We start from the raw sequence: 13006 nt of genomic DNA on the forward strand, positions 1-13006 counted from the left end.
TCTGCCGCAGCGATCAGCTACGGCTTCACCGGCAAAAGCTCGAGTCGGTCGGTGGTCTGCGCTTCAACAGCCTGCCGGGAATACGTCAGCGGAAAATATTCGCCGTCGCGCCACAACGGAAGCAGGTCGGAGTAATGCGGGCTTCCGGGCTGGCCGCTTTCGCCGGGAACGTTCACGCCTTCGGAATGGTCCCAGTCGCTGAGGTCGAAAATCTCGCGATAACTCGCGCCGCCCAACTGATCGTAATTGTCCGGCAAATGCCACGTCGCATCGACGGTATTGTCGTCGCCGGGCCGCGCGACTGGCGGCGGATCGAGGAAGCTCGCGAGATCCTCGAGCGGATCGAGCACGTGCCGAAAACGCATAAAGTGCAGCTTTCCCCAGCCCCACGATTGCGGATCGTCGCCCATTCTTTTTTGCGCGTCGGCGTAGGCTGCGTCGAGTGTCTGGCGGAAAATCTCGTCGCGCATTGAGGTCGGATTGTCGCCGAAAAATTCTGACGTGGGATGACCGAAAAGCCTTGCAAAGGTTTCCGCGCTCAGGTAGATGGGGAGGGCCGCTTTGTCTGGCGCGATGATTTTCAGCATGGCATCATGGAGTTTGCCGAGCCAGATTTCATAGAGCGCGGCCGCGGGCGAATCGCGATGGAGCGCGCCGTTCCAGCCGATAAGCAGCTTCGCATGCGGATCGTCCGCCGCTCCGCTCGCGGCCAGCACGCGCACCAATGCCTGCGCGGGCGCCGAGACGACATCATTCTGCAGCGCGGCCATGTCACCGACGTCGAGCGCATGCTCTTGCGCCGCCGAAAGCACCTGCTCAATGCGAGCGATGCGGTCGGTGCTCCATTCAAACCCAACCGCGTACGGATAATTCTCAGGAATCGTTTTGTTATTGGCCGTGGCGATGAATCCGCGCGCAGGATTAAGTTGCCGCGGCAATTGATCGAGCGGAATGTAGCCCGCCCATTCATAGCCCGCCCAGCCCGGCGCGGGCAACAATCCACTTCCTTTTTTGCGCAGCGGGGTCAGGCCTGCGGATTGCTCACCGATATTTCCCTGCCGGTCGCCATAGACGAAATTTTCCGGCGGCGTTTTCCAGCGCCCCATGGCGGCAAGAAATTGCGTCCAGTTGTGCGCGCGGTCCACGGAAATTCCCGTGAGATACGGCGCTGTGCCCGGCTCGGCGCCGACCCAGTGCAGCGCGAGAGCGCGCTTTCCGTCCGACCAAAGCACCGGCCCATGCCGCGTGAACTTCAAATCCACGGTCACGTCTGCGCCGCCCTTGACGTGAAAGACTTCTTTCTCGACGCGCATGCGCGCCCAGCCCGAAGCCGTCCGATATTCGAGCGGGTCCTTCGGATTCAGCGCCTCATAAAAAAGATCTTCCTGATCGACAGGAAAAACCGTCAGTCCCCACGCGATGTCCTGATTGTGTCCAATGCTGACGCCCGGCAGAGCGGGTTCCGTGGCTCCGATAACGTCCCAGCCCGGGGCAACCAGATGCACGACGTAGCGCAGCGATGGCAGCGCCAGCGTGCGATGCGGATCGTTGGCAACGAGCGGCTTTCCGGTTTTCGTCAGTGCGCCCGCAATCGTCCAGTCGTTGCTGCCCTCGACTTTGTCGGGAAATTGGATTCGGGAGTCCGTACCGACGAATCCGCTGATCAAATTCGGCATGAGGCCCTGAAAATCTTCGCCTGGAAATGTTTCGAGCTTCGTGGGCGGGTCAAAACCTTCGAGATCCGTCGCCTTCTGCGCGCCGACGAGAGCCACAAGCTGCGCATCTGCCAGCTCTTCCGGCGCGTTTCCCGTGACGCTCAGCGTGGCCATGCGCGTGAGGCAATCCTCCGGCCTCCACATTTCCGGCGCAAAGCCGGCGAGCTGAAATTCAATCGGCAGCTTTGGCCCGCCGTGCGCCATGCGCCGGCGAATGTATGCATTAATGCCTTCGGTGAACGCTTCGAGGATTTCGCGCGTATCGGGCGCGTAGCTCGCATACTCTGCTTCCATCGAACCGCGGTAGCGCAACAGACGCGCAGCAATATCGCGCGGTAAGGCCGATTTGCCTGTAACTTCCGCGAGGCGCCCCTGCCCCGCACGCTTCCACAATTCCATCTGGAAGAGCCGGTCCTGCGCGGTGACAAATCCCTGTGCGAAAAACAGATCATGCGTATTCTGCGCGTAAATGTGCGGCACGCCCCAGTGGTCGCGCAAGACTTCGACTGGCGCGCGAAGTCCGGCGAGACGGAGTTGTCCGCGCGTCGTCGATAGCGCGGCGCGCGCCCTTTGCTCAAGTGAGTTCGTGGACGCGTCCTTTTGAGCTCTCGCCGAAAACGCAAATATCGCGCAGAGAAGGACAAGCGTTGGAAAACCCGCGAAGAACAAAACCGCAAATGCCAGGCGACTCGTCGGTTTCATGCGCGGGAGTATACAACTCTCCCGGGTTGAATCAATTCCGTAAAGTCTCTAGTTTAGCGGGAGCGATTTTAGAGACCGGGCGTCTTGGGTATGGAAGGTGAAGGACCGGCAGGATTCGCGGGCGGCTGATTTCCCGTTCCGATTGGCCGCGGCGCGCTCACGCCGGCAACATCCGAGCCGAGCCCGAGCTTCTGCAAGCTCAGCGCATCAAGCTTGCCGGTTGGAGGCAGCCCATTCGCGTCCTGGAAACGGCGCAGCGCAGCCTGTGTGTTCGCGTCCCATTTGCGGCTGGGATCTCCGGAGTAATATCCGCCGCGCTCGAGCGCCGATTGAATTTCATCCGTGCGGTCCGCGGAAGGTGCCTTCGGAAGCGTCACATGGTGGCGCCGCACCCTGCGATAGCGGCGGCGCCTTGTCGGCGTCTTGGAAAGGCTGCGCAGACTTGCGTTGCGCAGACTCCCTTTGCTTGACTTCATTTCCTTCGCGGAATTACGCCCCGAAGCGGACTTGGAAGGATGCGCCGCGCTCGCTTGGGATGGCGCGAAGCAAAAGGCGAATGCAAGCAAGGCAATTCCTGCGACGCCATGCATCGCCCACTTTCGCCAGGTTTGCCACGGGACTGTCATTATTTTGGCCCGATTTTCCGTCACAATTTCGTTTTTCGCTTCAACCTCTACTGGCCCGGCTGAGGAATTTTTCCGGCATGGAACAGAGTGTAAACCGGCCCGGTACCGTCGCCATAAATCACTTTGAAAAGGACATCTTCGCCGGGCTTCAATTTTCCGATGGCCTGTTTGTAATCCTGAATTGTATTGATAGCCACATGGTTGATTTCGACGATCACTTCGCCGCGATGGAAGCCCAGGTCTTCGGCGAAACTCGTCGGGTCGGGTTCGCTCGTGACGATCACCCCTGATTGCGCCGACTTCATGCCCAGGTGGCGCGCCACATCGGGCGTCAGCGCCTCGACGTGAAGCCCAAAGGTCGTCGGTCCCTGCTCGACATCGGCATCCGCCGGAGTCGAATCGTCGCCGGTATCGTCGGGGAAAATCTTATTCATGTCCGCAACATCCACGGACACATTTGCGGACCTCCCATTGCGGTAGTACGTGAGACTGACGGCACGCCCGATGGGCGTATCCACGACGGGATCAATCAAGTCGGATCCGGCGTGCACCTCATGGCCGTTGATCGCGGAAATCACGTCGCCGGGCTGAAGGCCCACCTTCGCCGCCGGGCCGCCGGGCGTCACATACTGGACCACAACGCCATAGGGCGCGGCGAGTTCTTTGTGCAGGAGCGCGTCTTGCGTCTGGTCGTCTTGGAATTTGATTCCGATCGATCCGCGCGTCACATGGCCTTGCGTCACAAGCTGGTTGTAGACGCCCACAACTGTATTCGACGGCAATGCGAAACCCACGCCTTCGAATCCCCGGCTGCCGGTGTAAATCGCCGTGTTGATTCCGATGACTTCGCCCGCGAGATTGACCAGCGGCCCGCCCGAATTCCCGGGATTAATCGCTGCGTCGGTCTGAATGAAATTCTGGAATTGCTGCCCGATGTGTTGCCGGTTCTTGGCGCTGACGATTCCGGCGGTCACCGTGCCATTCAGCGAGAACGGGCTGCCGAACGCCAGCACCCAATCGCCGACCTTCACGCCATCGGAATTTCCCATGTGCGCCACGGGCAAGGAACGGTCCGTATCAATCTTGATCACCGCGAGATCGGTCATCTTATCGACGCCGACCACCTTCGCCGTGTAGTGCGTGTCATCACCGTCGACGGCGACTTGAATCTTCGTCGCTCCATCAATCACGTGGTCGTTCGTCAGGATGTAGCCTCTTTTGTCGACAACCACGCCGGATCCCAGGCTTCTTTCCGCTTGCTCGGTCTGGCCTGCGTCCGGGTTTTGCTTGAAAAACTTATTGAAGAAATCCTGGAAGGAATCCTGGCCTTTTTGGCCCGGGCTCAATTTGCCTTTAGGCGTCTCGAAGACTTGCGTCGTCGAAATATTCACAATGGCGGGCTCGACGTGCGATACCACAGTGGCGAAACCATTCGAGAGATTGACGGGATCCGGAATCGTGAGCAGGGCGGGGGAAATCGGACTCACCGAGCGCGTCGCGGCCGCATGTCCGGGAATCAGAGTCCCAATGATAATCCCGATCCCCAGCGTCAAAACCAGCAGGATGCTGGCAAAGGCTTTCCGCTTGTTTATCCACGCGACCAACTCACGAATTTGAATGCCCATTCTCCCGCTCCCTTCAACATCCACTGCCGCTCAATGCTCTCAATAGGCTTGGTTAAATTATGATTATAACACCGCTCCGCGCGTTGCTTCTGTCCTCATCCGTATTTTCGAGCGCTTGCTGATTTGGCGTCACCTGTTCGAGCGGCCAGCCTTCCGTAACTGCCCGCAGGCACAGGACATGCCGGCGACGGACTCACTTCGTACCTGACATTGGGCAAGCGCCACCCCGCGAGATTCCGGTAAGCTAGCGCAAACATTAGAAATTGACAACCTCCGGCATCGAGGCATAGCCTCGCGATTGGATGTCTTCGGAACTAAACACCGGCCCCTTCCAATCCCGCCCTCACCCACACCTCTACGAAATTAACACCTGGGCGTGGCTCGAGGAACTTAGCGCAAGATTCAATCGCCACATCACACTTCGCGACGTGCCGGACTCCGAATGGAACTCGCTCGCCAGCCTCGGTTTCGATTTCCTCTGGTTGATGGGTGTTTGGGAACGTAGTCCTGCGGGGCGAAGGTATTTTCAAACCGATCCCGGCAGTTTTCCGAGTTTCGACGAGGCGCTTCCCGAATGGAAACTGAGCCAAATCGTCGGCTCGCCTTACTCCATTCGCCGGTATCAGCCAGACCCGCGCATCGGTTCCTGGGCGGACATTGACCAGGTTCGCGCGAAGCTCCGCGCTCGCGGCATCGGCTTGATTTTGGATTTTGTGCCGAATCACACGGCTCCGGATCACGAATGGACGACCGCGCATCCGGAATACTATATCCGCGGCACGCAGAGCAATTTTCGAAAAGACCCTTCCGCGTTTTATTTACAGCAAACTTCTGGCGAGCCGCAGCTCTTCGCCCACGCGCGCGATCCATATTTTCCGCCGTGGCGCGACGTCCTTCAGATCAATTATTTTGAGCCTGCCGCGCGCGCCGCTCTTCTCGCGGAGCTGCGGCAAATCGCCGGCCATTGCGATGGCGTGCGCTGCGACATGGCCATGCTTGTCTTGAACGATATTTTCGTCCGTACCTGGGCGCCTTTTCTCTCCGGCTATAGAGTTCCCGCGACCGAATTTTGGAGCGAAGCGACGGCCGCGGTTCCCGGATTTGTGTGGCTCGGCGAAGTCTACTGGAATTGCGAAGGCCCGATTCAGCAGCTAGGCTTTCAGTTCACTTACGACAAGGGACTCTACGACGCTCTGCACGACGGCGACATCAACGACGTTCACTCCCGCCTCGCGGCGGATTTTTCAAGCCAGTCCCATGCCGCGCGTTTCCTGGAAAATCACGACGAAGCGCGCGCCGCCGCAGCCTTTGGTTCGGCGAAGCTTGAAGCTGTGGGCACGCTCATCGCCACGCTGCCCGGTATGCGCTTCTATCATCACGGCCAGCTCGACGGCCGGAAAATTCATCTGCCCATGCCGCTGGCCGCCGCGGCGGCGGAAAAACCCGATCCCGCAACGCGCGCTTTTTACGAACGCATTCTGAGACTCTCGAACGATCCGGTTTTTCACTCCGGCCAATGGAATTTCCTGGAGCTCAGCTCCGCGGGCGACGACACGTTCCGCAATGTCGTCGCATATCAATGGCTGTCAGCGAACGCGCGAAAAGTTGCCGTCGTGAATCTCGGCGGCGTGACGTCGCAGGGCCGCGTGCCGTTTCCCAGGGGAATTTCGCCTTCCCAGGAATACAAATTCCTCGACCAGCTCCACGATGTGGCGTATCCGCGCGCCGGCGCGGAAATCGCCGAATCCGGCCTCTACGTCCGTCTCGACGCTTATCGCGCTCACCTTTTCGACGTCACCCCGCTCTAAGATCCATTTTGCAATTGCCGGACTATCCAGCTCTATTGTGTGTGCCCTTGCGCCGCGCGCAGCATCGCTGCAATGCTCTGTTCGACATCTTCATCCGTCGTCGACCAGTTGCTTACGCTGATGCGCATCGCCGTCTTTCCCTGCCACACGGTTCCTCCGCACCAGCACGTGCCATCCTCCTGAATTGCGGCGATGGTCCGTTGCGTCTGCTCTGCGGTGCCGAAGGAAACCAGCACCTGATTCAGCACCACATCATTGAGCACTTCATATCCAGCGGTGCGCAGCGCATCGGCGAATCGCCGCGCCTGGCGGCAATTGCGCTCGATCAATTCCGCGTAACCCTCGCGTCCTAGCGACCGCAGGGCCGCGTAAACTGGCACAGCCCTCGCGCGCCGCGACTCTTCCGGCACAAATTCGTGCGGGTCGCGCTCACTTTCCGTTGCCACAATGTACGCCGCCGCGAGAGACATCGCGCCGCGGTGCGCAGCCTCATCCGCGCAAAAAGCAACTCCGCAGTCGTAAGGAACGTTGAGCCATTTGTGCGCGTCTGTGGCGATTGAATCGGCCTTTTCGGCGCCGCGCACCAGCGCCGCATATTTGGGCGACGCCGCAGCCCACAGACCGAACGCCCCATCGACGTGCAGCCACGCGCCGCGCTCCTTCGCGCATTCCGCGATTTCGTTGATCGGATCGAATGCGCCCGTGTTCACGTTTCCTGCCTGCGCGCAGACGATGCACGGCCCTTTGCCTCCGCGCAACGTCGCAGCCAGCGCGTCCGCGCGCATCCGGCCTTGATTGTCTGTGGGGATTTTGCGAACGCGGTTCGCTCCCAGCCCCAATAACCGCAGCGCCGTCGAAATCGTATAATGCGCTTCTTCGCTGACGATCACTTCGATTGGCGGCGCTCCGAAAAGACCGTCCGCTTCGGTGTCCCATCCGGCATTGCGCAAGACGCGATGCCGCGCGGCGGCGAGCGCCGTGAAATTCGCCATGTGGCAGCCGGTGACAAATCCAAAACTCATTTTCGAGGGGAGCCCGGCGAGTTCGCGCAGCCATTCTCCTGTGATCTGCTCAATCACGGAAACCATCGGCGACATAATGTAGAGCCCGGCATTCTGATCCCACGCCGAAACCAGCCAGTCCGCGGCGAGCGCGGCCGGAAAACTTCCTCCGATCACGAATCCAAAGTATCTCGGCCCTGCCATGGCGACTGTCCCTTTCGTTCCCGCAGAGGCAAGCGCTTCCACCACTTTCTCCGGCGCTTCTCCTTTCTTCGGAGACGCGCCACCCAGTTCTTGCCGCAATTCATCAGCCGATGCCGTCGCGCGCACCGGTCGTTTGTCGAGTAACGCAAACCACGTCGTCGCATGCCGCTGCACACTGGCGAGCAAATTCGGAACATCCTCGCGCATTTCTGCAACCTTCATTTTTGCATCCTCCGCCGCACACGGATCGCGATTTCTTCCCTTTCATGCTGCCAGACTTCATCGGCGCGAGTCTAAATCCGATTCGTTATTTTCTGCCGTCGCCAAAGACATTTTGGCTGGTGATGGACATCAAACAAACAAAGTTTGTCATTCCGCCTGGCCTGAGTGCAGTAGCGAAGGGAACCCGGCCGCTTGCCTTTGACGGACGGTGTGAGGAATCTGCCTTTGCCTTTCCAGCCACTTCGCTCTCTCGACGCGAGGCGCTCTGTATGGCAAACTTTCTACTAGCCACTCAGCACGGGGAGCAGACAATGGCAAAGGCCACATTTGCCGCAGGATGTTTTTGGGGCGTCGAAGAAGCGTTCCGCCAAATCAAGGGCGTCACTGCAACGACTGTCGGCTACACCGGCGGCACGACGAAAAATCCGTCCTACAAAGACGTTTGCACTGGCGCGACCGGCCACGCCGAAGCCGTCGAAGTCGAATTCGATCCCGCGCAGGTTTCCTATCGCGAACTTCTCGCTGCGTTTTTTCAGAATCACAATCCCACGACGCTCAATCGCCAGGGCCCCGATTTCGGCACGCAGTATCGTTCCGCAATTTTTTATCACGACGCCGAACAGGAAGCGGCCGCGCGCGAAGCCGTCGCCGCGCTCGAAAAATCCAGCGTCTTCAAGCGTCCCATCGTCACGGAAATCAAGCCCGCGTCGGAGTTTTACCGCGCCGAGGAATACCATCAGCAGTATCTCGCCAAACGCGGCGCCGCCTCCTGCCACTACTGAGTCTTATGGTGGCTCATCCCTGGCGTAGGCCGTGGCTGTGCTGCTACTCCAAGCGCTCTTAACGCGCTTTCAGGAAGCTCTCAACACTGATCCCAGCTTCGCGCAAAATCGCTCGGAGCGTTCCTTCTGCCATGTCGCCTGAGTGATGTGGGATCGTAGCTTTCCGCCCTGTCTCCGCATGACGCTAAACTTCATGACTTCCAGCTCCAGAGCGATCGAAGCGAAAACCGAACACACGGAGACGCTGGACGACTTCGCGATAACGGAATCCTGATAGACGACCCATCAGGGCATTGGCACAGGCACGAGAAATTCGCGGGTCTTCTTGCGGTCTTTTGAGAATACAGCAGGGAGAGGATCCCCATGCTCACGGCACGATTCGACAATTTTGCGAGCGAGATCTTGTGCAATCTCGATCGTCTCGGCGATGCTGCGGCCTTCGGCTATGAGGCCCGGAATATCGGGACTCGTTCCGAGGTAGCGCCCCTCTTTGAGCGCCTCGATTCGGATGCGAATCGCTGCCTCTTCAACTTCTGTGACATGCTCTTGCCGCTTCATGCTCGCCTCTTTCGTTTCATCCTACCACAGTGCGCATTGAAACTCGTTGAATTGCAGCGCGCGGTTCACTATCATGCCGCTCTTCGCACCGCGCGAAAATGCCCACCGCGAACGGCACTTCCAAAACGCCGGTTGCTCTTGCAAGCGGAGTTTTTCGCCAAATCGGTTTCCTTCCGCTGCTCGCTGTTTTTTTCGGCTACACCTGCGGCGGGCCATTCGGCTACGAAGAAATTTTCAAGGACTCCGGCCCGGGCATGGCCATTGTGTTTCTCGCGCTCGTGCCGTTTTTCTGGAGTATTCCGATTTCGCTCGCGTCCGCCGAGCTGAACAGCATCATGCCCGTGCAGGGCGGCTTCTATCGCTGGACGCGCGCGGCGTTCGGCGACTTCTGGGGATTTCAGTGCGGATGGTGGAACTGGACGGGAACGTTTCTGCTGAACAGCGCATACGGCGCGCAGTTGATGGATTATGTGAAGAACTACTATCCGCAACTCACCGACAACGAACGATGGCTCGGCGCGTGCGCGATTCTGATTCTTCTCGCCATCGTGAATGCGCGCGGAATCAAAGTCGCGGGCTGGTTAGCGGTCGTGTTGCAAACCGCGGTCTTCATTCCGGTGATCTGGCTGTGCGTGGTTGCGCTTTTCCACTGGCACCACAATCCGATGCTTCCGTTTTCTCCGCCGGGAAAACAATTCGTCGGAGTTTTCGGTTCCGGCCTCGCGATCGCCATGTGGAATTATGCCGGCTACGAACAACTTTCCAGCGTCACGCAGGAAATGAAAGATCCGCAGCGCACGTTCACGCGGCTGATTGCGTGGAACACGCCGCTCTGCGTCATCACCTACATTTTGCCCGCGGCGCTGGCGCTCGCCGTGCTCGGCAACTGGCACGACTGGATCACCGGCTACATCGTGGATGCTTCGCGGCTCGTCGGCGGAGAAACGCTCGGCGCGGCGATGCTCGTCGCATCCATCATCGGGACGCTCGCGCTTTCGAACAGCACGATTCTTTACACCACGCGAATCCCCGCGACGATGGCAGAAGATGGATTTCTGTCCGCGTGGCTCGGCAAGATTCACGCACGATGGGGCACGCCGGCGCGTGCGATCGCGGTCTCGGCGATCATCTATTGCGTCCTCGCAAAGTTCGATGTTGTCCCGCTGGTGGACATTTATATCTGGACGCGCATCGCAACTTCGATGTTGACGCTGCTTTCGGCGTGGCGCATGCGGCGAAAAGCTCCCAACGCGCCGCGGCGTTTTCGTGTGCCCGCCGGAAAAATCGGCATGGCGTATGTTGTGATTGTGCCGGCGATTTTGTGTGCGATAAAAATCGCGTACAGCGAGCCGTTCGTGATGCGCTATTCGCCGTTGCTGCTCGCCACCGGCCCCGTCGCGTATTTAATTTTGCGCTTCGTCTTCCGAATAACCCCGCGGCCGACCATCGAACCGGTTGGAAGTGCTGCCCCGGAATAATTCTGTCACTTCGCGGGGAGTTTTTCGGCGACGACTTTGGCCTGCAGGAAAAGGAGCAAATAATCCTGGCCGCCGGCTTTGGAATCCGTGCCGGACATATTGAAGCCGCCGAAGGGATGGACGCCAACTTTTGCGCCGGTGCACTTGCGGTTCAGATACAAATTGCCGACGTGAAATTCCTTGGAAGCGCGCGCGAGTTTCTTTTTGTTTTTCGTGTAGACGGCGCCAGTAAGGCCGTATTCGGTGCCATTGGCGATATCGAGCGCGTCGTCGAAATCCTTGGCGGGCATGATGGCGAGGACAGGGCCGAAAATTTCTTCCTGTGCGATTTTCGCGCCGGGTTTGATATCGGCGATGACGGTCGGTTCGATGAAATAGCCGTCGCCCGCGGCTTTCGCGCCGCCCGCGAGCAAGCGGCCTTCTTTTTTGCCTGCGTCGATGTAATCGAGAATCGTTTTCATCGCGGATTTGTTGATGACCGGGCCCATGTAGTTGTCGGGATTTTCAGACGGGCCGACTTTGAGCTTCTTCACCTGCGGAAGCAGCTTCTCGATGAATTTGTCATAGACTTTTTCGGCGACGATGGCGCGCGAGCAGGCGGAGCATTTCTGTCCCTGAAAACCGAAGGCCGATTGCGCGACGCCTTCGGCCGCGGAATCGAGATCGGCTTCGTCATCGACGATGATGGCGTCCTTGCCGCCCATTTCGAGGACGGTACGCTTGATCCAGATTTGCCCCGGCTGCTTTTTGGCGGAGAGTTCGCCGATGCGGAGACCAGCTTCTTTCGAACCAGTGAAGGCGATGAAGCGCGTCTTGGGATGCGCGACGAGCGCTTCGCCGGCGGTGGCGCCCGGGCCGGTGAAGAAATTCACGACGCCATTCGGAACGCCCGCTTCGCGCATGATTTCCATGAAAAACGCTGCGACGGTTGGCGAGTCGCTTGAAGGCTTCAGGACGACCGTGTTCCCAGTGACGATGGCGGCCATGGCCATGCCGCCCATAATGGCCGCGGCGAAATTCCACGGCGGAATGACGATGCCGACGCCGAGCGGGATGTATTTCAAATAATTCTGCTCACCCGCGTTGGGGATGAGTTTTTGCGGGCCGGCGAGGCGGAGCATTTCGCGGCCATAGAATTCGCAAAAGTCGATGAGCTCAGCGGTGTCGGCGTCGGCTTCGGGCCAAGTCTTTCCGGTTTCGTAGCAGAGCCAGGCGTTCATTTCGAAGCGGCGCTTGCGCAGGATTTTCGCGGCGCTGAAGCAGCATTCGGCGCGCTCGTCGGCGGGTACCCATTGCCAGGAAGCGAATTCCTTGTGAGCGGCTTCGACGGCCTGATTGGCCATCTCGACAGTTCCCTTCTGAAAAATTCCGACTACCTGATCGGGATGCGAAGGATTGGTGGAGTGCGTTTTTTCCGCGGTAAAGATTTCTTCGCCGCCGATGAGGATGGGATACTCGCGGCCGAGTTCGCCGGAGACTTTTTTCAGAGCCGCTTCCATGGCCTTGCGATTTTCGGATTTGGAAAAATCCTTGATCGGCTCATTTTTGAATTCGCCGCGACCGAGGGACCGTGCCGGGGATGTCATGCCAATGCCTCCTTAGGATTGCGCTGCGCAAGAATTGTGAAACGACAATTATAGCGCAGGAAGGCAGTGGCGAGCGGCCCTTCGGGTTGCCTCAGGGCAAGCGAGTGACAAGTGGCCAGTGACGAGGAGGCAAAATGCAAGGAGCGATGAATCTGCCGGGCGCAAAATGCTCCAGCCCGGAAGCGGAGAGAATCGACGGCGAAAAGTGCGTATCTCTGTCGATTAGAAACGGACCCGAGCGTTTGTTTTGTGTGAGTTACGCGAGTTTCTAATAAATCATAGGTCTGTCGATTAGAAACGGAGCGGCGAGCTGTCACTGAGCGTGGGAGAGCGGAAATCCTAATCGAGTTAATTCCGAAAAAATTGCAGAAATACTCGATTAGAAGTGACCTGGATCCTTTGTTTTCAGTGAGTTGGCTCAATTTCTAATTCCCCGTATTTCCTCGATTAGACTCCTAAAAGCGCATGAAAAGCGAAAGGCCGCCGATGAGGCGGCCTTTTGCACGGGCGAATTGCCCGCGCGAAGACATGTTTACCACTTTAGAACTAAATTGTCAAGGCAGATATGGGGAACGCCAGAGGCGAGTTGAATCGTCGAGAGTAAAAGCGACAGCAGATTCCTCGTCGGATGCTGGTCGCATCCTCGCTCGGAATGACAAATGGCGCTGGTGGCGCGAGTTGGAATTAGGGCAAGCGACC

General features: G+C 58.6%; 9 protein-coding genes. 3 read left to right on the top strand and 6 right to left on the bottom strand.

Translation table 11 applies throughout. The features are described from left to right. Positions 1 to 17: 17 nt before the first annotated feature. From VGR81_13595 to VGR81_13605, 3 genes are all read right to left on the bottom strand, one after another. Positions 18 to 2417 carry a penicillin acylase family protein gene (locus VGR81_13595; protein HEV2289972.1) on the bottom strand — a complete coding sequence of 800 codons (2400 nt, stop codon included), beginning with the start codon at positions 2415 to 2417 and terminating at the stop codon, positions 18 to 20. 68 nt (positions 2418 to 2485) lie between these two features. Continuing rightward, positions 2486 to 2893 carry a peptidoglycan-binding domain-containing protein gene (locus VGR81_13600; GenBank protein ID HEV2289973.1) on the bottom strand — a complete coding sequence of 136 codons (408 nt, stop codon included), beginning with the start codon at positions 2891 to 2893 and terminating at the stop codon, positions 2486 to 2488. Between the two features lie 197 nt (positions 2894 to 3090). Then, complete coding sequence (locus tag VGR81_13605; protein ID HEV2289974.1) at positions 3091 to 4668, bottom strand: Do family serine endopeptidase; 1578 nt, start codon at positions 4666 to 4668, stop codon at positions 3091 to 3093. Between the two features lie 302 nt (positions 4669 to 4970). Here VGR81_13605 and VGR81_13610 point away from each other — a divergent pair, with 302 nt between their 5' ends. Continuing rightward, positions 4971 to 6476, top strand: a complete 1506-nt coding sequence (locus tag VGR81_13610; GenBank protein ID HEV2289975.1) for an alpha-amylase family glycosyl hydrolase — start codon at positions 4971 to 4973, stop codon at positions 6474 to 6476. A gap of 32 nt (positions 6477 to 6508) precedes the next feature. On the opposite strand, the gene VGR81_13615 is transcribed toward VGR81_13610, so the two are convergent. Further along, entirely contained in the window at positions 6509 to 7903 is a 1395-nt protein-coding gene (locus VGR81_13615; protein ID HEV2289976.1) for an aminotransferase class V-fold PLP-dependent enzyme, read from the bottom strand. A gap of 311 nt (positions 7904 to 8214) precedes the next feature. Here VGR81_13615 and msrA point away from each other — a divergent pair, with 311 nt between their 5' ends. Next, the gene (gene msrA, locus VGR81_13620) at positions 8215 to 8685 is read left to right on the top strand and encodes a peptide-methionine (S)-S-oxide reductase MsrA (protein ID HEV2289977.1); all 471 of its coding nucleotides are present in this window, start codon (positions 8215 to 8217) and stop codon (positions 8683 to 8685) included. Between the two features lie 285 nt (positions 8686 to 8970). Here msrA and VGR81_13625 read toward each other — a convergent pair whose 3' ends face one another. Beyond that, complete coding sequence (locus VGR81_13625) at positions 8971 to 9243, bottom strand: type II toxin-antitoxin system HicB family antitoxin (GenBank protein ID HEV2289978.1); 273 nt, start codon at positions 9241 to 9243, stop codon at positions 8971 to 8973. A 98-nt stretch (positions 9244 to 9341) separates the two neighbouring features. Between VGR81_13625 and VGR81_13630 the strand changes: the two genes are divergently transcribed. Further along, positions 9342 to 10721, top strand: a complete 1380-nt coding sequence (locus VGR81_13630; protein HEV2289979.1) for an APC family permease — start codon at positions 9342 to 9344, stop codon at positions 10719 to 10721. A 5-nt stretch (positions 10722 to 10726) separates the two neighbouring features. Here the strand turns inward: VGR81_13630 and pruA are convergent, their stop codons facing one another. Then, positions 10727 to 12307 carry an L-glutamate gamma-semialdehyde dehydrogenase gene (pruA, locus tag VGR81_13635; protein ID HEV2289980.1) on the bottom strand — a complete coding sequence of 527 codons (1581 nt, stop codon included), beginning with the start codon at positions 12305 to 12307 and terminating at the stop codon, positions 10727 to 10729. Positions 12308 to 13006 lie beyond the last annotated feature (699 nt).

Source organism: Candidatus Acidiferrales bacterium (assembly GCA_035934015.1).
Classification (GTDB): Bacteria; Acidobacteriota; Terriglobia; order Acidiferrales; family UBA7541; genus DAHUXN01.

Bases quoted from the DNA above. Each gene is read 5' to 3' on its own strand.
- VGR81_13595 (HEV2289972.1), bottom strand. From the start codon at position 2,417: ATGAAACCGACGAGTCGCCTGGCATTTGCGGTTTTGTTCTTCGCGGGT.
- VGR81_13600 (HEV2289973.1), bottom strand. From the start codon at position 2,893: ATGAAGTCAAGCAAAGGGAGTCTGCGCAACGCAAGTCTGCGCAGCCTT.
- VGR81_13605 (HEV2289974.1), bottom strand. From the start codon at position 4,668: ATGGGCATTCAAATTCGTGAGTTGGTCGCGTGGATAAACAAGCGGAAA.
- VGR81_13610 (HEV2289975.1), top strand. From the start codon at position 4,971: ATGTCTTCGGAACTAAACACCGGCCCCTTCCAATCCCGCCCTCACCCA.
- VGR81_13615 (HEV2289976.1), bottom strand. From the start codon at position 7,903: ATGAAGGTTGCAGAAATGCGCGAGGATGTTCCGAATTTGCTCGCCAGT.
- msrA (HEV2289977.1), top strand. From the start codon at position 8,215: ATGGCAAAGGCCACATTTGCCGCAGGATGTTTTTGGGGCGTCGAAGAA.
- VGR81_13625 (HEV2289978.1), bottom strand. From the start codon at position 9,243: ATGAAGCGGCAAGAGCATGTCACAGAAGTTGAAGAGGCAGCGATTCGC.
- VGR81_13630 (HEV2289979.1), top strand. From the start codon at position 9,342: ATGCCCACCGCGAACGGCACTTCCAAAACGCCGGTTGCTCTTGCAAGC.
- pruA (HEV2289980.1), bottom strand. From the start codon at position 12,307: ATGACATCCCCGGCACGGTCCCTCGGTCGCGGCGAATTCAAAAATGAG.